At 73.2% G+C, this 21,751-nt stretch carries 20 protein-coding genes and 1 pseudogene; 12 read left to right on the top strand and 9 right to left on the bottom strand.

Translation table 11 applies throughout. The features are described 5' to 3' along the window. Window positions 1-78 precede the first annotated feature (78 nt). The 3 genes and pseudogenes from ACZ6S6_RS18310 to ACZ6S6_RS18300 all read left to right on the top strand — a co-directional run. A pseudogene (locus ACZ6S6_RS18310) lies at window positions 79-399 on the top strand (helix-turn-helix domain-containing protein); the annotation flags it as partial. Window positions 400-489: 90 nt separating this feature from the next. Further along, window positions 490-1,509, top strand: coding sequence for an XRE family transcriptional regulator (locus ACZ6S6_RS18305; protein ID WP_469706293.1), 1,020 nt, complete (start codon window positions 490-492; stop codon window positions 1,507-1,509). Between the two features lie 99 nt (window positions 1,510-1,608). After that, window positions 1,609-3,597 carry an NAD-binding protein gene (locus tag ACZ6S6_RS18300; protein WP_469706220.1) on the top strand — a complete coding sequence of 663 codons (1,989 nt, stop codon included), beginning with the start codon at window positions 1,609-1,611 and terminating at the stop codon, window positions 3,595-3,597. Window positions 3,598-3,601: 4 nt separating this feature from the next. On the opposite strand, the gene trpS is transcribed toward ACZ6S6_RS18300, so the two are convergent. The 4 genes from trpS to ACZ6S6_RS18280 form a co-directional block, all read right to left on the bottom strand. Beyond that, a complete protein-coding gene (trpS, locus tag ACZ6S6_RS18295) occupies window positions 3,602-4,675 on the bottom strand; it encodes a tryptophan--tRNA ligase (protein WP_469706219.1) in 1,074 nt (357 codons plus the stop codon). A gap of 256 nt (window positions 4,676-4,931) precedes the next feature. After that, complete coding sequence (locus ACZ6S6_RS18290; protein ID WP_469706218.1) at window positions 4,932-5,291, bottom strand: hypothetical protein; 360 nt, start codon at window positions 5,289-5,291, stop codon at window positions 4,932-4,934. Continuing rightward, on the bottom strand, window positions 5,288-5,452 hold the full coding sequence (locus tag ACZ6S6_RS18285; protein WP_469706217.1) for a hypothetical protein: 165 nt from the start codon (window positions 5,450-5,452) through the stop codon (window positions 5,288-5,290). Before ACZ6S6_RS18285 ends, ACZ6S6_RS18290 begins: the two co-directional genes overlap by 4 nt. Window positions 5,453-5,563: 111 nt before the next feature. Next, the gene (locus tag ACZ6S6_RS18280; protein WP_362958494.1) at window positions 5,564-5,707 is read right to left on the bottom strand and encodes a DUF6126 family protein; all 144 of its coding nucleotides are present in this window, start codon (window positions 5,705-5,707) and stop codon (window positions 5,564-5,566) included. Between the two features lie 217 nt (window positions 5,708-5,924). Between ACZ6S6_RS18280 and ACZ6S6_RS18275 the strand changes: the two genes are divergently transcribed. The 3 genes from ACZ6S6_RS18275 to ACZ6S6_RS18265 all read left to right on the top strand — a co-directional run bounded on the left by ACZ6S6_RS18275 (window position 5,925) and on the right by ACZ6S6_RS18265 (window position 8,217). Beyond that, window positions 5,925-7,001 (top strand): LLM class flavin-dependent oxidoreductase, encoded by a 1,077-nt coding sequence (locus ACZ6S6_RS18275; protein WP_362958242.1) that lies wholly within the window; start codon window positions 5,925-5,927, stop codon window positions 6,999-7,001. A 4-nt stretch (window positions 7,002-7,005) separates the two neighbouring features. Further along, window positions 7,006-7,659: an FMN reductase gene (locus ACZ6S6_RS18270; protein ID WP_362958239.1), complete on the top strand. Its 654-nt coding sequence runs from the start codon at window positions 7,006-7,008 to the stop codon at window positions 7,657-7,659. 135 nt (window positions 7,660-7,794) lie between these two features. Then, the gene (locus ACZ6S6_RS18265; RefSeq protein WP_362958236.1) at window positions 7,795-8,217 is read left to right on the top strand and encodes a universal stress protein; all 423 of its coding nucleotides are present in this window, start codon (window positions 7,795-7,797) and stop codon (window positions 8,215-8,217) included. Window positions 8,218-8,343: 126 nt separating this feature from the next. Here ACZ6S6_RS18265 and ACZ6S6_RS18260 read toward each other — a convergent pair whose 3' ends face one another. From ACZ6S6_RS18260 to ACZ6S6_RS18245, 4 genes are all read right to left on the bottom strand, one after another. Continuing rightward, window positions 8,344-8,742, bottom strand: a complete 399-nt coding sequence (locus ACZ6S6_RS18260) for a hypothetical protein (RefSeq protein ID WP_362953405.1) — start codon at window positions 8,740-8,742, stop codon at window positions 8,344-8,346. Between the two features lie 105 nt (window positions 8,743-8,847). Next, a complete protein-coding gene (locus tag ACZ6S6_RS18255) occupies window positions 8,848-10,551 on the bottom strand; it encodes a hypothetical protein (protein WP_469706216.1) in 1,704 nt (567 codons plus the stop codon). Continuing rightward, window positions 10,526-11,368 (bottom strand): hypothetical protein, encoded by an 843-nt coding sequence (locus tag ACZ6S6_RS18250; RefSeq protein ID WP_469706215.1) that lies wholly within the window; start codon window positions 11,366-11,368, stop codon window positions 10,526-10,528. The genes ACZ6S6_RS18255 and ACZ6S6_RS18250 overlap by 26 nt, the downstream gene beginning before the upstream one ends. Before the next feature lie 182 nt (window positions 11,369-11,550). Continuing rightward, window positions 11,551-12,285, bottom strand: a complete 735-nt coding sequence (locus ACZ6S6_RS18245; protein ID WP_469706214.1) for a hypothetical protein — start codon at window positions 12,283-12,285, stop codon at window positions 11,551-11,553. Here ACZ6S6_RS18245 and ACZ6S6_RS18240 point away from each other — a divergent pair. Next, a complete protein-coding gene (locus tag ACZ6S6_RS18240; RefSeq protein WP_469706213.1) occupies window positions 12,284-13,399 on the top strand; it encodes a 4Fe-4S single cluster domain-containing protein in 1,116 nt (371 codons plus the stop codon). The genes ACZ6S6_RS18245 and ACZ6S6_RS18240 overlap by 2 nt on opposite strands. On the opposite strand, the gene ACZ6S6_RS18235 is transcribed toward ACZ6S6_RS18240, so the two are convergent. Beyond that, window positions 13,374-14,645 carry a macro domain-containing protein gene (locus ACZ6S6_RS18235; protein ID WP_469706212.1) on the bottom strand — a complete coding sequence of 424 codons (1,272 nt, stop codon included), beginning with the start codon at window positions 14,643-14,645 and terminating at the stop codon, window positions 13,374-13,376. The genes ACZ6S6_RS18240 and ACZ6S6_RS18235 overlap by 26 nt on opposite strands. Window positions 14,646-14,657: 12 nt before the next feature. Here ACZ6S6_RS18235 and ACZ6S6_RS18230 point away from each other — a divergent pair, with 12 nt between their 5' ends. The 5 genes from ACZ6S6_RS18230 to ACZ6S6_RS18210 all read left to right on the top strand — a co-directional run bounded on the left by ACZ6S6_RS18230 (window position 14,658) and on the right by ACZ6S6_RS18210 (window position 21,685). Beyond that, entirely contained in the window at window positions 14,658-14,975 is a 318-nt protein-coding gene (locus tag ACZ6S6_RS18230) for a hypothetical protein (RefSeq protein WP_469706211.1), read from the top strand. Next, window positions 14,972-17,299 (top strand): serine/threonine-protein kinase, encoded by a 2,328-nt coding sequence (locus ACZ6S6_RS18225; protein WP_469706210.1) that lies wholly within the window; start codon window positions 14,972-14,974, stop codon window positions 17,297-17,299. The genes ACZ6S6_RS18230 and ACZ6S6_RS18225 overlap by 4 nt, the downstream gene beginning before the upstream one ends. Continuing rightward, a complete protein-coding gene (locus ACZ6S6_RS18220) occupies window positions 17,296-18,930 on the top strand; it encodes a hypothetical protein (RefSeq protein ID WP_362953398.1) in 1,635 nt (544 codons plus the stop codon). Before ACZ6S6_RS18225 ends, ACZ6S6_RS18220 begins: the two co-directional genes overlap by 4 nt. 62 nt (window positions 18,931-18,992) lie before the next feature. Beyond that, the gene (locus ACZ6S6_RS18215; RefSeq protein WP_469706209.1) at window positions 18,993-21,080 is read left to right on the top strand and encodes an AAA family ATPase; all 2,088 of its coding nucleotides are present in this window, start codon (window positions 18,993-18,995) and stop codon (window positions 21,078-21,080) included. Next, window positions 21,077-21,685, top strand: coding sequence for an FHA domain-containing protein (locus ACZ6S6_RS18210; protein WP_469706208.1), 609 nt, complete (start codon window positions 21,077-21,079; stop codon window positions 21,683-21,685). The genes ACZ6S6_RS18215 and ACZ6S6_RS18210 overlap by 4 nt, the downstream gene beginning before the upstream one ends. Window positions 21,686-21,751 lie beyond the last annotated feature (66 nt).

The raw sequence follows: 21,751 nt of genomic DNA, 5'->3' as shown, positions 1-21,751 counted from the left end.
GGGTTGCCTCCGGTGGGAGTGCGAGCAGCGAGGCGGCTGGGTACGCCGTCCGTCTGCCAGGCCACCATCCCGGCCCCGATGCCATGTGCGGGACGGCCCGGGGCTCATCCGCACACGGTGTGCGGGGCCCGCACACCGTGTGCTTCCGCGCGCCCTGCCGCCGGGTGGGCAACGGCGCTACGTTCGTTAGCCCCGTCGGCGCAGGAGGTACCTATGGGCAGGACAACCGGGCCCGACGTCGGAGCCATCATTCGCGGCGCCCGAGCCGCTGCCCGGATCACACAGACGCAGTTAGGCGCGGCATGCGGGTACTCGGCGTCGGCGATCTCGCGGATCGAGGCGAACAAACTGAGGCCGGAGCACTCCGCGATGCTACGTATGTGCGAGGTGTTGGGCATCCCACCCGAGCGGATGCGTGGTTCCGCTGTTCCGGATGGGGCGGCGGTCGCTACGGTGACGGTCGTGGGCCCGTCTGACGAGGAGGATGCGGTGCGTCGCAGGAAGCTACTGACCGGGGCGATTGCCGCTGGGGCGACGGCCGTCGTGGGCTCGGGCACCGCGTCCGCCGCGACCTCGTCCGGGGATCCGGCGGCCGGAGTGGAGGATGCCCTGTTCCGCCTGCCGGCCGCTGAACCGGTGGCGTTGCCGCTCCTGACCGCTCGGACGGCCAGAGCGCGAAAGGCGTTTCGGGCCGCCCACTACGCTGACCTCGGCCGCACGCTGCCCGGTCTCCTGGCCACGGCCGCGGCGACCCGTAACGCGGCCACCGGCCATGCACGACAGCAGGCCTCCGCCGTCCTGGCCAGAGGCTACGTACTGACCGCCGAGCTGGCATCGAAGCAGCATTCCGACTCGGCATGGGTCGCAGCCGACCGGGCACTCTCAGCGGCCCGGGACAGCGGGTCACCCGTACCGGTCGGCGAGGCATCCCGCGTCCTGGCGATCACGATGCGACGCTCCGGCAGCTGGTCGTCCGCCGTCCACTTCCTGACCCGTGAGGCGGCGGAGCTGGACGCCGCCGAGCAGCGCCCCGCCGCCGTCCGGACGACACTGCTCCTCACAGCCGCGTACTCCGCCGCGACGGGCGGCAACCGGTCAACAGCGCTGGCCCTGCTCGACGAGGCCGAGGAGGACGTCGAGCGGCTCCCCGACGTTCCTGGCCTGTTCACCGTCGAGGCCACCCGAGCCCAGGTCGATGTCTACCGCATCGGGGCGCTCAACGCGCTGGGCACCCCGGACGAGGGCCTGAGGGTCGCGGCTGGGCTGAACATCGGCTACATGGTGACGCCGGAACGCAGAGCCCGCGCCTGGACCGACATTGCCCGCATGCACCACGCTCTGGGGGACGGGACGCAGACGTTCGCCGCGCTGCGCCGCGTCGAGCAGGAAGCGCCGCAGGAGGTCCGCCGTCCCGCCCTGCGAGCGCTGACGTCGGACCTGTTGTACGGGCCGGCCCGCGTGCAGGGCCTCCGCGAATTCGCCGTCCGCACCGGCGCGTTGCCTGGCTGATCTCGACGAGCGGGTGGTGGATGTCGCCGACGTCGTAGGAGTGTGGGCAAGAGGGTTGTGGTGCCAGGGCTGTCCTATGGCCTCTTGAAGGGAACAGGCATGCTGGGTCATGTGCCCCCACTTCCTCAGCAGCCCCAACGCTCCCCGTTCTCCAGCCACATGGTGGTATGCGGCGACGACGCGCTCGCCCAGCGGCTCGCCGTGGAGCTGCGCTACGTCTACGGGGAACGGGTCACCCTCGTCCTGCCGCCGGGGCCCGATCAGAGACGGCCGGAGCTGCCGCTGACCGGGCGCGGCCGGGCGGCGGCCCTGTTCGGCCGGATGTCGTCGGCGATGAGCCGCAACGGCGGGAACGGCGGCGGGAGCGGTGACAGCGACACCAACGCCGGGGTGGAGGCGGTACGCATCCTCCAGGCGCACGAGCCATCCGACGAGGTGCTGGAGGAGGCCGGTGTCGACACGGCCGCCGCGCTCGCCCTCGTCTACGACGACGACGAGCGCAACATCCGGGCCGCGCTGACCGCCCGCCGGCTCAACCCCCGCGTCCGGCTGGTGATCCGGCTCTACAACCGCAAGCTCGGCCAGCATCTGGAGACCCTGCTCGACCAGGCGGCCGCCGTCGCCTCGCCGGGGCTCGACCCGACCGCGCTGGACGCCTCCACCACGGTCCTGTCCGACGCCGACACCGCGGCCCCCGCCCTCGCGGCGACCGCGCTCGCCGGATCCAGCAAGGTGATCCAGGCGGAGGGCCTGCTCCTGCGGGCCGCCGAACGCACCCCGCCGCGGGACGGCCAGGTCGCCGACCCCGGCCTGTGCACCCTGGCCCTGCTCTCCTCCACCACCCATGACCCGGCGGGCACCGAGGGCTCCGACAGCAGCGGCGACGAGGGCCCCCGGCTGCTGCCCGACCAGACCGAGGTGGCCGCGGCGACCGGGCGCGGAACCGTCGTCCTGGAGGCCGTCAGCCAGAGCGGTCCGGCCTCCTCGACGCCCCTGATGGGCGGCCGGGGCGCACCGCTGAGCCAGATCTTCTCGCGCCGGCTGCGCTGGTCAGCGCTGGGCGTCGGCACGGCCGTCCTCGCGCTCGCGGTGGCGTCCACGTTCACCACCGGGGACGATCCGCTGCACGCCGCCTACCTGACGCTGCTCGACCTGTTCGCGATGGGCGATCCGGCCATCGGCGACCCCACCGCCCGCCAGATCATCCAGCTCCTGTCCGGGGTCGCCGGGCTGATGCTCCTGCCGCTGCTCGTCGCCGGGGTGCTGGAGGCCTTCGGCTCGCTCCGTACGGTCTCGTCGCTGCGCCGCCCGCCGCGCGGTCTGTCCGGGCACGTGGTGCTGCTGGGCCTCGGCAAGATCGGCACCCGGGTCCTGGTGCAGCTGCGCGAACTCGGCATCCCCGTCGTGTGCGTGGAGGACGACCCGGACGCGCGCGGCATCCCGGTGGCCCGGCGGCTGCACGTGCCGGTGGTCATCGGGGACGTCACGCAGGAGGGCGTGCTGGAGGCGGCGAAGATCCGGCGCTCCCGCGCCCTGCTCGCCCTGACCAGCATCGACACCACCAATCTGGAGGCCGCGCTGTACGCCCGCTCGGTCAAGCCGGACCTGCGGGTGACGCTGCGCCTGTTCGACGACGAGTTCGCCACCGCCGTCTACCGCACCCTGCGCACCGCCCACCCGCAGGCGCTGACCCGCTCCCGGTCGGTCTCCCATCTGGCCGCGCCCTCCTTCGCGGTCGCCATGATGGGCCGGCAGATCCTGGGCGCGGTGCCGGTCGAGCGGAAGGTGATGCTGTTCGCCGCGATCGAGGTGGCCGGGCACCCGCAGCTGGAGGGCCGGACGGTGGAGCAGGCGTTCCGGTCGGGTGCCTGGCGGGTCCTCGCCCTGGACGTCGCCCCGCCCGCCGCCCGCCGCCCGGACCTGGCGGCGCCGGGAACGGTCCCCGGCGCCGGGGACCGCCCCGGCGGCCTCGTGTGGAACCTGCACCCCGGCTACGTACTCCAGCCCACCGACCGGGTGGTCATCGCGGCCACCCGGCGCGGCCTGGCCGAACTCCTGCGCGGGCGAGGCTCGTTGACCCCTCGCTGACCGGTCATGAGGCGGGGCCCCGGCCCAGGCCCCCCATCGCCTCCCGCACCTGCGTCAGCGTCGCGTCGGCGATGGCGTTCGCGCGCTCGTTGCCGGCCCGCAGCACGGACCGTACGTACTCCATGTCCCGTGCGTACTCGGCCCGCCGGGCCCGCATCGGTGCCAGCCGGGTGTTCACCGCGTCGGTCACGGTCCGCTTCAGGGCGGCCGCGCCCCCGCCGCCGATCTCCTCGGCCACGTCGTGCGGATCGCGGTCGAGGCAGAGCGCGGCCAGCAGCACCAGGCCGGACACTCCGGGCCGCCCCTCGGGGTCGTAGGTGATGTGCCGGTCGGCATCCGTTGTCGCGCCCTTGATCAGGCGTGCCGTCTCGTCCGCGCCGGCGCCGAGCGCGATGGAGTTGGCGCGGCTCTTGCTCATCTTGGTGCCGTCGGTGCCGAGCAGCTGCGGCACGGCGGAGAGCAGCGCGTCGGGTTCCGGGAAGACGGGCCCGTACCGCTCGTTGAACCGCCTGGCGACGGTCCGGGTCACTTCGAGGTGGGGCAGCTGGTCCTGGCCGACCGGCACCAGATTGCCCTTGCAGAACAGGATGTCGGCCGCCTGATGGACCGGGTAGGTGAACATCAGGCCGCTGACGGAGGCCTGCCGGGAGTGCGTGATCTCGTCCTTGACCGTGGGGTTGCGGCCCAGCTCGGCGACGGAGACCAGGCTCAGGAACGGCAGCATCAGCTGGTTGAGCGCGGGCACGGCGCTGTGGTTGAAGATCACCGAGCGTTCCGGGTCGATGCCGACGGCCAGGTAGTCCAGCAGCAGCCCCTCCATCGTCGCGGTGAGCCGATCGGCGACGTCCCGGTCGGTCAGTACCTGGTAGTCGGCGATGAGTACGAAGACCTCCACCCCGAGGTCCTGGAGCCGCACCCGGTTGTGGAGCGTGCCGAAGTAGTGCCCGAGGTGGAGCGCCCCGGTGGGCCGGTCGCCGGTCAGGACCCGGAAGCGGGCGGGGTCGCGCCGGATCCGCCCCTCCAGAGTGTCGTCCTGGGCGGCGTCGGCGTCGGCGTCGGCGCAGGTGGTCGTGGTCATGAGTGGTCTCTCCTCGCGTCGGTGTGTGCGTGGAGGACGGCCCGCCGGGCGAGGAGCCCGTACCGGAAAAGGGCAGAGAAAAAGGGCCGTCCATATCGAACGGCCCTGGTCCCGCGCAGAAGAGGTGGCCGCTCCTAGGAGGAGCGCCACCAGTTCCGGCACGGTACGGAGGTCATGGGGCGATGGTAACGCGCCCCGGCCCCGCGCCACGGCACTTCGCGCCGCCCCGGGCGCGGTTCGGCGCCTTCTGCCGGACTCATGACCGGTCTGTGGCCCGGGGGTGTCCTGTGCTCGCGAAGGTGATCCAGCAGGTGTCGGCGGCAGTGTCCAGGAGGTACCGGACGCGTCCGCCCCCGGTCACCTCGATCTGCCACTGTTCGCAGGCCTGCCCCCGGTGGGTTCCGTGGGCCAGGCTGCCCTTCAGCCTGTGATGCCGGGGCGCCTCGGCTGCCGGCCTCGGGTCCGTGCGCATGGTGATCCAGGCTCGGTACGTGTTGCTGCGGGCCTGCCGGCCCAGGCTCTCCCAGCCCTTGGCCGCCGCCGCATCGGCGAAGCGGACTTCCCACTGCCCTTCGGGCGCGGAAAACGCTGCCCGGTCGCCGCGGCCCACGCTCATGCGAGCTCCCGCGGGTCGGGCACCTGCCCGTAGTCCGTCTCGTGGTCCCTGGTCAGCGCGGCCAGCAGTTCGGGGTCGGAGTGGACCTCGGCGCTGTGCTGCCATGCGGTGAGCATCTGGGCGACGGAAGCGCTGTTGCCGATCGAGTCGGCGGCGCGCATGGTGTCGACCAGTTCGACGGCGAAGGCGTGGACATCGGGTTCGGGGAGGAACCGGACCCAGGGGAACGCGTCCGATCCACCGGACCGGGCGTCACCGCGCGGTCCGGACGCTCACTTCTTGGCGTGCTCGCCCACGTAGAAAAGGATCATGACGAAGCCCGCGAACAGGTGCGTGGCGAAGATGTAGATGAAGACGCGCAGGGCGACGCCGCGTTCCTTCCAGGCCTCGCTGCCGCCGCCGTAGTCGCGGTCGATCCCGCTCCCTGGCTCGGGCCGAGGCGCGTCGTCGTTCCCTGTGCCGGTCCCGCTCATGTCCGCTTCGCCTCCGTCCGCCCGGGGCTCGCGCGGCGCCCGTACCCGTTCAGCGTACCGAGGGCGTGCGCCGGGCGGCCTCGCGGAATAGGGAAGCGGGGTGCTCCGTTGTAGGGTGTGTCATGTAGTTCAATGTTCAACAATACTGGAGGCGGGCGCCATGCAGTTCGGGATCTTCACCGTCGGGGACGTCACCACAGACCCGACGACCGGCCGGACGCCGAGCGAGCACGAGCGGATCAAGGCCACCATCGCCATCGCGCTGAAGGCGGAGGAGGTCGGCCTCGACGTCTTCGCGACCGGCGAGCACCACAACCCGCCGTTCGTCCCGTCCTCGCCCACGACCACCCTCGGCTACATCGCCGCCCGCACCGAGAACCTGCTCCTGTCCACGTCCACGACGCTGATCACCACCAACGACCCGGTGAAGATCGCCGAGGACTACGCCACGCTCCAGCACCTCGCCGACGGCCGCGTCGACCTGATGATGGGCCGCGGCAACACCGGCCCCGTCTACCCCTGGTTCGGCAAGGACATCCGCCAGGGCATGCCGCTCGCCATCGAGAACTACGCCCTGCTGCACCGGCTGTGGCGCGAGGACGTCGTCGACTGGGAGGGGAAGTTCCGTACACCGCTCCAGTCGTTCACCGCGAGCCCGCGCCCGCTGGACGGCGTGCCGCCGTTCGTCTGGCACGGCTCGATCCGCTCCCCGGAGATCGCCGAGCAGGCCGCGTACTACGGCGACGGCTTCTTCCACAACAACATCTTCTGGCCCATCGAGCACACGGAGAAGATGGTGCGCCTCTACCGGCAGCGCTACGCCCACTACGGGCACGGCACCGCCGAGCAGGCCATCGTGGGCCTCGGCGGCCAGGTGTTCATGCGGAAGAACTCGCAGGACGCGGTACGGGAGTTCCGCCCGTACTTCGACAACGCACCGGTCTACGGGCACGGCCCCTCGATGGAGGACTTCACCCAGCAGACACCGCTGACCGTGGGCTCCCCGCAGGAGGTCATCGAGCGGACGCTGTCCTTCCGGGACGCCGTCGGTGACTACCAGCGCCAGCTGTTCCTGATGGACCACGCGGGGCTGCCGCTGAAGACCGTCCTGGAGCAGCTCGACATCCTCGGCGAGGAGGTCGTACCGGTGCTGCGCAAGGAGTTCGCCGCACTGCGGCCGGCCGGGGTCCCCGAGTCCGCGCCGCTGCACCCCGCCGTCACCGCGAAGGAGAGCTGACACCGTGTTCGCCACCGAACCGCTGAGGATCGTCGCCGTCTCGGCCGGGCTGAGCCGCCCCTCGTCGACCAGACTGCTGGCCGACCGGCTGGCCGGGGCCGCCCGGGACCGGCTGGACGCCGAGCAGGACCGCCCGGTCGAGATCCGGGTGATCGAGCTGCGCGACCTGGCCGTCGACATCGCCAACCACCTGGTGACAGGGTTCCCCCCGGCCGCGCTGGAGGAAGCGATCGGCGCGGTCACGGAGTCCGACGGGCTGATCGCCGTCAGCCCCGTCTTCACCGCCTCGTACAGCGGGCTGTTCAAGTCGTTCTTCGACCTCGTCGAGAACACCGCGCTGACCGGGAAGCCCGTCGTCGTCGCCGCGACCGGCGGCACCGCCCGGCACTCGCTGGTACTGGAGCACGCGATGCGCCCGCTCTTCGCCTACCTGCGGGCCGTCACGCTGCCGACCTCGGTGTACGCGGCGTCGGAGGACTGGGGTGCGTCGGGCGACGCGTACGCCGACGGGCTGCCGGCCCGGATCCGGCGCGCGGGCGGCGAGCTGGCGAGCGCGATCACCGGCGGCCGGGCCGTCTCCGGGGCGTCCAGGGCCCTCGGCGTGGACGACGAGGTGGTCCCGTTCGAGCAGCAGCTGGCCGCTCTCCGGCCGGCCTGACCGACCCGAGTGCTGTGGTACCGACCCCGGCGCCATGGATTCGTCCTATTTGATTAGAGTTGGTCGGGAGGGCGCGCCGTCGGGAGACCGCACGGCGCACCCGCGCAACCGAGCCGAAACTAGCTGGAGGCAGAAATGGGCAGGATCGTGGTGGGCGTTGACGGCTCCGAGTCGTCGATCAAGGCACTGCACTGGGCCGTACGCCAGGCGGACCTGACCGGTGACACGGTCGAGGCCGTCAACAGCTGGGAGTACCCCGCCACCAGCTGGGCGTCCATGATGCCGGGCCTGCCGGAGGACTTCGACCCGCAGGCGCTGGCCACCGTGTCGCTCACCGAGGCGCTGGAGGAGGCCCTCGGCGCGGTGGGTGCCGCCGCGGTCAGCAAGGTCGTGGTGATCGGCAACCCGGCGCAGTCCCTGCTGGACCGGGCCGAGGGCGCGAGCCTGCTGGTGGTGGGCGCGCGCGGATACAGCGGCTTCAAGGCCACCCTGCTCGGCTCGGTCAGCCTCCACGTCACCCAGCACGCGCCGTGCCCGGTGACGGTGGTGCGCGGCTGACACCCGACGCCGCATGACAAGGGGGCGGGCCCGCGCGGTCGTGATGACCGCGCGGGCCCGCCCTCTGCCGTCGCGCGCGTACATCACGACCGGCGGGGCGCTCAGTCCCGTACGCGCGGAGGGCGCTCAGTCCTCGTGCGTGTAGAAGACGTAGAACGCGGCCAGCAGCATGCTCGCCCCGGTCAGCAGGCCCAGCACCGAAGACGCGAGCACGCTCTTGTCCGACAGGCTGTACAGGAAGCCGATCGAGCCGCCGAACAGCGCGCCGTAGGCCGCCGCCCGCAGCTCGCGCGGCAGCCGCTTCTGCATCCGGCCCAGGCCGAAGCAGAGGACCGCGAGGACGGCGCCCGAGATCAGTCCGAGGGCGAGCTGCCCGCCGGTGAGCACACCACCGTCCCGGACGATGGACGTCGCGTACCAGCCGAGGATCACCCCGAGCGTGACGGGCAGCGCCCAGCCGAGGGTGGAGTGACGCTGTGCACGCGCGCGCGTTCCGCGTGCCTGCACCGAAGCATGTGCGGCCATGGCGGGAAGCTCCTTCCGTCGTCCCCTCTTCCCTCCAGAGCACACCTGGTCGCGCCGCCCGGCAACTCGAATGGCTCACGGCCCGGGGCGCCCCCGCCCGATCGGTCACGCGCCCCGGCGGGCCGGGGGCTCGGCCCTGGGCGGGAGCAGCGGCCATCTGGCCGAGTGCCTCATCGCCGCCTCGGTCACCGCAGGATCGCGCGACCGTGCCATCAGCCCGTCCAGAAAGGCGTTGGCCGCCGCCTCGTACAGGCTGTCCAACGCCCGGCTGCGGGCCTCCACCGCCTGCCAGCGCTGTTCGGCACGGTCTTCCGCCGTCTCGGCGAGCGAACGGGCACGGTCGGCGGACGCACGTGCCTCCTCCCGCTGCCTGACCCTGTCGGCCCGGCGCTCCAGCGCCGCACGGTACGCGTCCAGGAAGGGGTGTTCCCTGAGCAGTCCCAGCAGAAAACCGATGCCTCCGGACAGGAAGAGCAGGGACACGAACATCCAGGTGATGGTCTGGGGCGTCAGATGGAGACTGTCCACCAGCGTCGACTGTGCCGCGAGGTCATCCGCGCCACTGAAGTCACCGAGGTCCGAGGGGACGTCGACGGGGTCGGGATGCTGGAGCACCAGTCTGGCCCGCAGGTCACCCAGGGCCCACCCGGAGAATCCCCAGACCCCCAGCAGGGCCAGCGCCGGAAGGGCGGCGGCCTTGACGGAGCCGGTCGCCTGGCGGCCCCGCAGGGTGCGTCCGGCCAGGTGCGGCAGGAACACCATCAGTACGGCGGTGGAGATCGCCAGCGTGCCGGACAGGAAGTCGCTGCCCGTGCTGCCCGTGCCGTGGAAGGGCTGGTAGGCGATCCAGTAGATCGGTATCTCGACCGCCGCGATGGCGAGGAGCATTCCCCACGTCATCCACGAGGGCATGCCCGGACGAGCGGGCATGCCCTCCCAGCCCGGGTCGGGCGGCGGCACCACTCCGCCCACGAGCTGCCGCTCCGGCCCCGCCCCCTGTACGGGGCCCGTGGCGGTGGACGGCTGGGCACCGGCCGCGTGGCCCTCGGGATCGAGCGACTGCCAGCCCTCCTCGGCGAAACCTTCGTCGGGCGCCGGCGCGGGCCCGGTCCCCGGTTCGCGGTCGCCCTCCGGTACGGGGTTCGCGCCGGGGCCGGCCCCGCGTGGTGCCCCGTCCGGACGGGGCACCTCGTCTTCGTCGTCCGCGGGGGCGAAGTCGCGGAACCGCGCCTGGATCCAGCTGACCTCGACCTGCTCCCGGACCCTGTCGCGGAACAGCTCCCATCGCACCGCTCGGGCCGCGAGCCGGTTCAGCTGGCTCCAGGAAGCCCGGACCTGCTCATCGGCCTCCCGCACCAGGTCATCCCGCAGCCGGAGCTCCGTCTCCGCCGCATCGACCTGCGACTTGGCCCGCGAGTCCTCCACCAAAGCCGCCTTCTCCACCTCCGCCGCCTGCTCCGTCAACCGCCCCTGGAGCGTGTCGCGTACGGCGGCGAGTTCGGCGAAGTAGGGCGCCCGGCCCTTGCTGTTGAGCACCCAGGGATCGAACACACCCGGCCGGGCGGTCCGGCCGCGCACGACGGGCACCCCCCTGCCCGCGGCCTCCTTCGCGCCGTGCCGCCGGGCCGTCCTGAGCAGGCGTCGCTGCTGCCCGTCCGTCATGACCATCGGAAGGCGTACAGAACCCGTCGGATCCGTGGCCCGCCGGTCCGCACCCCGGCGGGTCGCACGAGCACGCAGCGGGCCCGCGATCCGGGACCGCCGCCGGCGCGGCTCCTCGGGGTCACTTCCGGTAGTCGTCGTGGACATGCGCCTTCGCCCTTCCGCTCAGGATCTCGGACCAGAACGCGTCGAACGGCTGGTACTCGCTCGGTTTGGCGTCATGCCGCATGCCGTAGCCGACGGGATAGACGTTCATCCCCGCGATTCCCGGTACGCCCCGGTCGTCGAGCAGGGTGTCGACCACCTGCTCACGGCTCTTCTCGGTGGTGATCTCACTTACCCTGAGCGTGAATTCGGGGTCGGCCTGCTCGAAGTCGCTCACCACCAGCAGACTTGGTGTCCCCTTGCCGGACGGCATGGCGTCGCCGATCCGCGCCAGGGCCCCCAGCACATCCGAACCCCCCTGGGTACGGGCGCACTTCAGCATGGTGACCGCGCCCTTGAGCGCCAGGATCCGCGCGGCCCTGCGCATGCTCTCGTGGTCGGAGGTCGCGTTCCCCGGCGGGTCGAGATCGATGTCGCCGACCCGGCAGGAGGACGTCTGCGAGGAGCGGGTGACCGGCACGAACGCGATCGTGCCGCAGTGCCGTCCGGTCAGGAAAGGGACCAGCGTGGACTCGAGTTTCGCCTTGGCGTCGAAGCCCTTGCCGTCGGCGTCTCCGGAGCCCGATCCGTCGATGACGAGTCCGCACGGCGTACGGAGAGCGTCGGCCTCGGCGGACGAGGAGCAGCCGGCGGTGGCCGCGAGCAGCGCGGCGAGTACCAGGGCGGGGACGCCTCGCCGGAAACGGCCGGACCTGCGGGACAGCCGGGTGGCGGGTGGACGGCCTGGCGGGTAGGGCGGGTAGGGCAGGTTGGGCAGGTTGGGCAGGTTGGGCAGGTTGGGCAGGTTGGGCAGGTTCATGACACTCTCCGTGTGCGTGCGGTGATTCACCGTTCGCTGGCAGTCGTCGCTCCGGAAGTGGTCTCTCCGAAAGTCGTGTTCCGGGAAGTCGTGTCCCTGGAAGCCGTGTCCCTGGAAGCCGTCGGTGTTCGTGGGCGGCGGCGCCGCGGCCCACGCCGAAGGGGCGGCCGGCTTCGGGCGGATCATCCTTGCCCCCGTTCCGGATCCGCCGCGGCGGCCCCCTGGGGGATGCCGGCCCCGGCGCCCCGCTCGGGCTGTGCGTCGAGGATGGCCAGCGCGCGGACCACCGGGTGGCCGGACGGGCCGGGGGCCGGCGCGGGCCACAGTCCGCCGTCCGCCCACAGCCAGTCGTCGGTGCGCTGCCAGGACTCGTCGAGGTCGACGCGTCCTGGCAGCCGCCGCAGGTCTCTCGCCGTGAGCGGCCCCTCAGCCGGCGGCGGCTGGAGGCTGATCAGGACGGCGTCCCAGTAACAGGCGAGCCGCTGGTTCGCCTCATGGGTCAGGACCGTGGCCCTGACCCGGCACACACCGGCCGAGGTCCGCCACACACCGATGAGTTCGCCGTACCGGGCGAGGGCCGCCGGTGCGGGGTTCTGCCGCACGTCGTACTGGGTGACCACCCGTACCGACTCGGCGTGGATCCGTGCGCACAGCGCGCGTTCGCCGTGCAGCAGCCGCGAGCGCAGCTGGTCGGCCGCGCGCGACGCGCTCGCCCGTATCCCCAGCACATGGGGGGTCAGCAGCTGCGGGTACGGATCGGTGTCCCGCTCCCAGGTGTCCGGGTGCGGCAGCGAATCGAGCCGGGCCCGCAGGCCCGGTGCGTCCTGCCGCCCCTGACGCCGGTCGTGGAACGCCGTGGTCCGGCCGAGCCAGGCGTACCGGGCCGAACTGCTGAACCGGTTCGTATCGATTCTCATGGCGCAAATCCCTTCCCCCGTCACAGTTCCCTTTCGGCAACTTCCTTTTCATTCCGAAGCCAAAGCCAAAGTCAAAGCCGAAGCCAAAGCCGAGGTCGAAGCCAAAGCCGAAGCCGAGTCAGAAGGACGGAGCGTAGCCGACGGAATAAGGCAGATTCCCGGCCTTTCACCCAGGCATTCGCCCTGGCGGGGGCCTTCCCGGAAGACATCCGGAATCGGCCCGGAAACCGACCGGGATGCTCCCGGAAACGCCCGGAGATACACCGGAAGAAATGTGCGGCGCCCCGGCCATTCCCTCGATACTCGATTCCGACGGTGTGTGCCGGGGCGAGACGACCGGCCCGGTCCGGCCGGCGGTGCCCGTACCGCCGCGCCGGCCTCACCGGTACGGACGGCGGGTCGCGAGGGAAGGGGGCGGCGGATGAGGGTCGAGCTCAGCGGGACACATTTTCCGCTGGAGACACTGGGTCCCGGCCGACGGCTGGGCATCTGGCTGCAGGGCTGCCCGCTGGCCTGCGCCGGTTGCATGTCGCGGCACACCTGGGCGCCGCACGGGGGTGAATCCGTTGATGTGGAAACGCTGTTGGACCTGTGGCGCGCGGCGCTCGCCGACGGCGCCGAGGGCCTGACGGTGAGCGGCGGCGAGCCGCTCGACCAGCCCGCGGCCCTGGCGGAGCTGCTCCGGGGCGCCGCGCGGCTGCGTTCCGCGCATCCCCGCCAGGGCTCGGCCGTCGACGGTCTCCCCGCCGATCTGCTGGTCTACACCGGGTACGAGGAGTCCGAGCTGGACGCTTCCCGGCAGGCCGCCCTGGCCCATGCGGACGCCGTGGTGGCCGGGCGCTTCCGGATCGCCGAACCGACCCGGCTGGTCTGGCGCGGCTCGGCGAACCAGCGGCTCGCGCCGCGCACCGCGCTCGGCCGGATCCGGTACGCACCGCACCTGGACCGGGAGGCGGACGGGCCGGTGGTGCAGGTCGTCGTGACGCCCGCGGGGGCATCCGGCCCTCCCGCGGTACGGCTCCTCGGAGTCCCTCGGCGAGGGGAACTCTCACACTGGGAAAGGTGGCTGGGTGAACGTGGGTTACGGCTCAGGGAGCGGAGCTGGCGACCGTGAGCAGCTTCGCCAGTTCGGGGCGCTGGGCCACCAGATGCACCGTCCAGGACGGATCCCGGCGCAGTTCCTCGTGGACGGCCCAGCACAGCCAGCGCGCCGCTTTCTCCGGCGGCAGCCCATGACCCGCGCCGAGCAGGGGGAAACAGAGGGAGGAGAGCGGCGGGTCATAACTGTCGCGCTCCGCGCGGGCCAGCCGGAAGCTCGCCGACACCGCCTCGGCCAGGACGTGCGGATCGACCCGGTAGCCGTGACCGTCGCTCGTGGGGGAGGCGACGGCCGCGTGATGGATGCGGCGCACTCCGCGCTCGGCGAGGGCGCCGGGCGAGGTCGGCACGACGGTGCCCGGCCGCACCGGGAGCCCGGCCCGGCCGTGGGCCCGCATCCACTCCACCAGTTCACGGGCGAGGACGTCGTCGACCGTCTCGCCGGACTCGTTGCGGATCGCGGCGGCCCGGCGCAGCGATCCGGACACCGTCGAGCGGAACGTCTTGGACATCTCCAGGTAGATGTTCTCCGAGGACACCAATATGTCGATGTCCCGCAGCAGTTCGATGGACGCGACGTGCACGCTGACGCGGTGCCCCGCGACGGGCGGCAGGGGCGGACCGGTCAGCCGGACCGGTGGATCGGGCACCGGATCCGGTGTCCTCGCGGGCGGTACGCCCGCCTCCTGCGCGACCGGACCGGCCGGGGGCGGCCCGGAGACGGCCGCACGGGCCACCGCCAGTACCGCGAGCGCCAGTTCGTCGGTCACTTCCCGCTCCTGGCTCTTGCGGAAGCGTTCGGACGTGACACCGTAGACGGCCGCCGCGGCCTTCCGCCGCTCCTGGCCGGACACACCCCGCCGGTCCGGCAGCAGCCCGAAGGTGTGTGCCGCCGCCCTGGCCAGCGGGTCGCCCCTGGCCCCGTCGGCGGACAGGGTGTGCCCGCCGAGGTGCCGTACCCCGGCCCGCAGCAGCGCCTCCACCCCGGCGGCCTCGTCGTCGGACCCCCCGCACAGCCCCGCGGCGACGGCCACCCGGATCAGGCCCTCGGGCCGCAGTGTGCGCAGGCCGGACAGACCGGGCCGGCGCAGCGCCCGCAGTTCCGCCGCCAGCCGCTCGGCACCGGGCAGCGGCACCAGGGCCCGGCCACCGGGGAGCCCCGGCGCGCCGGGGCTCCCCGCCCCGGGTGCGCGGGGTGTCTCCGGGACCTTGGGCCCGAGGGGCCCCGGGACGGACGAGGAGTGCGGGATCTCCTGGCTCATGGCCGCCACGATATGCCCGCCCACGGGTGTGCGGGAGGGCGCCTCGGCAACCTCGTCCGGCCTTCCGCCGGCCCGTGGCGGCGCAGGCGCCGTGCCCGTCCACCGCGCGGGCCTCGCCCGGCGAACCGGAGGCGTCCGCTCCGTCCGCCACCGGGCGCCGCGACCACCGCTTCCGCCCCGCCCGTCCCCGTCCGCTTCCCCGTACTCCTCACCGCCGCCGCCGTCACCGTCGCCGTCACCGTCACCGTCGCCGTCACCGTCGCCGTCACCGTCACCGTCACCGTCACCGTCACCGTCACCGTCACCGTCACCGGAAGGCCTGTCCCATGAGCATTCCGCCGCCCACCGAAATGGATGTCCACGAGTCCGGTACCGGCTACGACGACCTGCGGGACGCGGAGAGCCGCAGGGGGCTGGACCGGGTGCCGGCCGCGCTGAGCGGACGCTTCGACCTCACCCAGGTGCTGAGCAGCGTCCACCGGCCGTCTCAGGCCGTGGTGCTGCGGGTCAAGGACAGGGAGGCCCGGCACATGCCCACCGACGTCCCCCTCGTACTGAAGTGGTACCACCACCGGTTCGGCCCCGACCCCGGCGTCCGCCGCATCCTGGCCGAGGGCACCGCCGGGCCGGTCGCCGGGCTGCTGGAGAGCGGTACGGCAGACGGCCACCCCTACGAACTCGCCCTGTCCTACGGCGAGACCGACCTCGCCCGCTACCACGCCGGCCACCCGGGACCGCTGTCGCCCGCCCTCGTCCGGGCCGTCGTGGAACAGCTCCACGAAGCGCTGGTCGCGGTGCACGCGCGGGACATCGTGCACCGCGATGTCACGCCCGACAACGTCATGGTGCGCATCCAGAACGAGGACCGCCCCGAACTGGTGCTGATCGACTTCGGCGCGGCGGTGCACCAGCCCCAGCAGGACCGGCCGGGCCGGCGCGGATGGGTGGGCAAACCGTTGTACCTGGCGCCGGAGGCGGGACCGCACCGGCAGGCCGTGACCCCGGCCGTCGACTGGTGGTCGTTGGGCATGGTCGTCGCCGAACTGGCCGGTGGCAGCCACCCGATCGACTTCCGGGGCGACGAGGAGGTACTGACGGAGGTCGCGACCCACGACCCCGAACTGCCCCTGGTGACCGATCCCCGTCTGCTGTTGCTCTGTCAAGGACTGCTCACCCGCGCCCCGGAGCACCGTTGGGGTGGCGAGCAGGTGGCGGCCTGGCTGCGGGGCGAACACCCGCCGGTCGCACCCCGGACGACCGGTGCCGCGCCGCACGACCTCCCGCCCCGGCGCACGCTGCGGCCCTTCCCCTTCATGGGCCGGGAAATCACCGGCCCCGAGGAGCTGGCCCGTCTGCTGGACGTCAACCGCGTCGCCACCGGGCGGCTGCTGGCACGCCGGAGCCGGCGGGCCGGACTCGTCGAATGGCTGGGCCAGCTCATCGACGCGCCCGGCCGCGGCGCCGAGGAGAACGAACAACTCGTCGCGCTGCGCACGGAACTCGGCGAACCGCCGGACGCCCGGACCACCACACGGCTGATCAACTGGCTCGGCCCGCGGCTGGACGTCTCCCACCACGGCCTGCCCCTGGACACCCTGGGCATCCGGCGTCTCGCGTCGGCCGTCGCGGACGGTGACACCGAGGCCCACGCGGTACTGACCGACCTGCTCCACGACGAACTGCTGCCCCTGCTCGCCGAACGGCCGGGCGGCGCGGGGCTGGACGAGGTGCAACGGCGGTGGTCCGCGCACCGTGCGGCCTGGCGGCCGCTGACGGACGAGATCCTGGCGCGCGGCGGCCCCCGCGACCGCGGCGCCGCGCGGGCCCGGCTGCGGCACACGGCCGCCGTCGACGCGGCCCTGCTGCGCCTGGCCCGCGAGCCGGGGCGGGTCACCGCGGAGCTGGTGCGCGGGGCCGGCACGGTGCGCGCCGCCCTGGCCGTGCCCGTCGACTGGTACGACCGGCTCGTCGCCGATCCGGACGACACGCTGCGCCTGACCGCCGCGCGGCTGCTGGCCGACACCGCCGCCACCGAGGCCAGGGCCCGCCACGGGGAGCTGGCCGAGGCGGAGGCCGACCGGCTGCTCGCGGCCGATCTGGACGCCACCGCCGCCTGGCTGCGCCGGCTGGAGCGCCCGCCGACGCTGGGCTGGGCGCTGCTGGGCGCCACCGTGGCCACCGTGCCGTGGGGTTTCGTGATCGGGCTCGCCGATGTCGCCGGATGGGCTTCTCAGCGGGCGGTCGTGCTCGCCTGGGGACAGGCCCTGCCCGCCGCCGCCGCGGTGTTCGCCGTGGAGCTCTCCGTCGCGGCGTTCATCGGCCCGCCCGCCTACCATCCCCGGTGGTCGCTCGCCGGGCGGCTGATCGCCACCTCGGGGCGGCCCGCCCGGTTCGCCCGGTCCGGCGGCCTGCGCACCCTGCTGCCGTCGGCCGCGCTGCTGGCCGCGGCGGTCGCCCTGGCGGTCTACGCCGTCACCGTCGCGCCCTGGGCCTGGCCGGCCGGCACCGTCGTGGCGCTCACCGTCTGGACGGTGCGCCGTCTGACCTCCCGGCACCGGGAGCTGCGCCGGCTGCGTACCCGGGCCGCGATGCGCACCACGGGGGCCGGGCCCCCGGCGCGGCGGCCGTCCTCGCCTCGTGGAGGAAACCGATGAGTTCCGGAATCGCCCTGCCCTCGATCAGCGAAGTGATGCCCACGATGGACTACGCGCCGACCGGCCAGTCCGTCGGCGGTCTCGTCCCGCACGGCCAGGCCTTCGACCACGCCGGCGTCGGTCATGTGCCGGGAATGGGGGACGCCGTCCACCAGGCCGGCGGACACGTGGTCGACGCGGCCGCCCACGGTCTGCACGAGCTCCTGGCCCCGGCGGCCGTCGCCCTGGGGGCTCTTAGCGGAGCGCTGCTGGCCGGACGGGCCGCTCTCGTCACCACCCAGGTCCTCGCGGCGGCGGCCGTACGGGCCGCCGATGAGCAGGCGTGCCTCGAACGCCGGCAGGAGGCCGCCGCCACCGCCGCCCAGCAGTGGGAGGCCGCCGCCTTCGCCGCCACCCGGGCGAACGCGCGGCGGGCGGCGCTGATCGCACGGGTGCGGCGGGCCGCACGGACGGCCTCGCCCGGAACTCCCCGGCCGCCCCGGCCCGGCCTCCCCGGCCCTCTCAGCCCGGTCGGCATGCCCCTGTGCCGCTTGCGCGAGGAGCTGGCCGTCCTGGAGGACCGGATGTGCCGTGCCGAGGCCGCGCACGCCGACTGGGCCCTGCGGGAAATCGGGAACGCCTTCGCCGGCCCGGACGACGACACCTGGCAGCGTGAACTGCGGGCCCGGCGCGCGTCGGTGCCGTACCGGCAGGGGCCGGAAGCCGGCCCCGCCGCGCACCACGGGAACGAGGCCCTGCCGCAGCCGCCGGCCGCCGATGAGCTGCGGTACGAGGACGCCGTACGGATCGGGGCCCAGCTGCTCGCCCGCCTCGACCTGGCCGCCACCACCGCGGACGCCGCGCCGGCCACCGCCGCGGTACGGCACGCGCTGGCCTCGGCCGTGGACCGTCCGGCCAAGGCCCGTACCCACCTGCGCGAGGCACGCCGCTTCGTCGCCGACACCAACCGTGCCGTCCGGGCCCGCCGCGACACCGAGGAACGGGCCGCCGCACAGCTCCACTTCCTGGAGATCACCGCCCGGCAGGACACGGACCCGCCGCACCCCGCTCCGGCCGAGACCGCGCTGCTGCACCGGGTGCTCGACGAGGGCCGCCCACTGGAACCCCACGAGCAGCGGCAGGTGGACGACCGGGTGACGGAGCGGCTGGCGGAGCTGGAAGCCCGCTACATCGAGCGGATGCTGCGGCTCGCCGTCTCCGGGACGGACCGTCTCGACGACCGGTCGGCCACCACACCGCACCAGCAGGACCGGCTCGTCCGCTTCGACTGGACACCGCCCGGCTGGGGCGACGGGCACTGGCTGCGGTTCGCCCTGGACGGCAAGCACGCACGGGTGGTGACCATGCGCCGCGAACAGCCCGGCGAACGCGGTACGGCCGCGCTCGCCCAGGACGACGAACGGTGTCATCAGGCGGCCGGGCACCTGGGCGGCCTGCGGGACATCACGCTGCGGCTCGGCGTCGCCCTGGACTTCTCCTTCGAGGAGAGCGGCACCCTGCCCGGCGTACGCGGGGAGGAGGACGTCCTCCTCCTCGACGAGGACACCGCCGGCGGGGACAGGACCGAGAAGCGGGAGCGCCGGGCCGCGGACGGGCCCAGGTACCGCACGGCTCCGGCCGACGACCACTGACCCGCCGGCCGGCAACCGCCCGGCGGGCAACGCGCACACGACCGAGGAAGCGGAGGAAGGGTGTGAGCACCCACGGCATCGAGGACACCCGGTCCCACGAGGACGGTACGAACCGTCCGGGCGGCGGCACAGAGCTGGTCAAGGCCCAGGACAGTGCGGACGGAGAGAGCCCCGGGCACGCGGCTCCCCGGTTCGTCACCGAGCTGACCGGCACTCTGAGCGTGCATTCCCAGTACGTCCTGCACGGCAACATCCAGGACCTCCACCTGGTGCGCCACCGGTCCCGGGAGGCCCACCACTCATTGGTCGAGGTCGTGTGGAACTCCCTGCGCCCGCTGGGATACCAGGCGCTGATCCGTTACGACCAGATCCGCGGCTTCCGCGTCGTCACGGGTCCCGAACAGCTGGTGACCGAGGAACTGCTGCGCACCTCCCGGCAGTCCACCACCCGGCACCGCCCGCCGTCCCTCACGGAGATCGAACCGTCGCTGCGCGGCATCGTCACGGGGTGGGCCGAGCAGCGGCGCGCCGGCCAGGGCAACGGCCATGCGCGAGAGCCCCTCCGGGTCGCCCTGCTCATCGATCACGCCGCCCGGCTCACCACCGATGTCACCCGGCTCACCGAGTCCGAGCGCGACTTCTTCATGAGCTGCCTCCAGCTCGCCGATCAGGCCGCCCCGGTCCCGCTGCCGCCGGGCGTGCTGTCCGCGTCCCGGAGCCGCGGCTCCACCCCCCTGTTCAACCCGGTCATCTGGCTCACCGAGGGCGAACGCGAGCTGCCGAGCTGGCTGGTCTCCGGCAGCGAACGCATCCGCACCATCGCGGTGCCCGAACCGGACGCCGACGAACGCCGGCGGATGGCCGGGCTCCTGCGGCACGACCACTCCGGAGCGGCCCGGTTCCGGCCGGGCACGGCGGGCGACGACGGACACCGCGCCGATGACGGGGCGACGGGGAAGGACCCGGTGGACGCCTTCGCGCGGGCCGCCACCGGTCTTTCGCTGCGGGCCATGCGGCAGTCCCTCGATCTGGCGGTCGCCCGGGGGATGCCGTTCAGCTCCATGCCCGACGCGGTACGGATGTACCGGCTGGGAGTGGAGAAGAATCCGTGGCGGCGCGACGAGATCCGCCGGCGCATCATCGCGGGCGAGCGCACCGTGCCGCAGAGGGTCCTCGGTCAGGAGGCCGCCGTCTCCATGACCCTGGACATCCTCAAGCGCGCCGCGATGGGCCTGTCGGGCTCCCAGGCCAGCAACCCGGGCCACCGTCCGCGCGGCGTGCTGTTCTTCGCGGGGCCCACCGGTACGGGCAAGACCGAGCTGGCCAAGGCCGTCGCGTCGGTGCTGTTCGACAGCGACCAGGCCTACCTGCGCTTCGACATGAGCGAGTTCTCCTCGTCGCACTCGGCGGACCGTCTGGTGGGTGCCCCGCCCGGCTACGTGGGGTACGAGGCGGGCGGGGAACTGACGACGGCGGTACGCGCCAATCCGTTCCGGGTGATCCTCTTCGACGAGATCGAGAAGGCCGACAAGGGAGTTCTCGACAAGTTCCTCCAGGTGCTGGAGGACGGCAGGCTCACCGACGGACAGGGTGTCACCACGTACTTCAGCGAGTGCGTGCTGATCTTCACCTCCAACCTGGGGGTGCAGCGCACCGACCCGCGCACCGAGGAGCGGGAGTGGATCGTGAACCCGCGGACCCCCTACCGGGAGCTGGCCCGGACCGTGCGGCTGAACGTGAAGCGCCACTTCGAGCACGTCATCGGCCGTCCCGAGCTGATGAACCGGCTCGGCGGCAACGTGGTGGTCTTCAACTTCATCTCCGCCGAGGTGGCCGAACGGATCATGAAACTCCAGATCGACAACATCCGGCGCCAGCTGCTGGCCGAGCACCGCATCATCCTGGAGCTCTCTCCGCATGCCCGGGAGCAGCTGACCGAACACTGCACGCACGACCAGTGGAACGGCGGCCGGGGCATCGGCATGACGCTGGAGACCCACCTGATCAACCCGCTGGCCCGCGCCCTGTTCGCCGATCCGGCGATCGGAGCGGGCTGGACCGTACTGGTGCAGGACGTCCATGAGCGCGACGACGGCCGGGTGGAGATCAGTACCGAGCCGTTCCCCGGCTCCGTTCCGGGGCAGCGTTGACCGGGGCCGTCCTGGGCACCGGGGTGGACGACGTGGGCCGCGACGACGCGTACGACGACCTGGACGACTGGGAGCCCGTCCAGCCCGAGGGCGTACCCGCGCCGGCGCCACCGCCCCCGGACGGCCCGGCGGCCGGCTCCGGCGTGCGCTGCCCCGGCTGCGCGGCCCTCGTGCCGTCCGCGACCGTGCGCTGTCCGCGCTGCCTGGCCCGGATCGGGAGCGGGGAGCGCGGGAGGGAGAGCGACGGCGGCGGGCGGGTGCCGGCCGGCACCCCGGCGGTGCTGTACTTCGACACGCTGGCCCTGTCGCTGCCCGTCCTCCCCGGGGAACCCCTGCGGCTCGGCCGGGACCCGGACTGGGCCCCCGACTCGGCCGGTTCCCTCAGGGAGCAGACCACCGTGTCACGTCGGCACGCCGGCGTGTCCCTGGACCCCGACGGCACGGTCTGGGTCACCGAGGAGACCGGCGGGACCCTGAACGGCACCTGGGTGAACGGCACTCCGCTGCTGCCCGGCCAGAGGCACCGGCTGCGGCACGGTGACCGCCTCCGGCTGGGCCGTGCGGTCGGCTGCACCGTTCGCCTCGCGGGGGAAGGGCTCTGCTGAGACACCGTCGCCCGGAGCCCCGGACGACGGCGTACGGGGCGGCACCGCGACGGCCCGTCCGGGCGG

It is taken from the genome of Streptomyces sp. NPDC048671, assembly GCF_055587045.1.
This window is presented reverse-complemented; position numbering and strand designations above follow the sequence as displayed.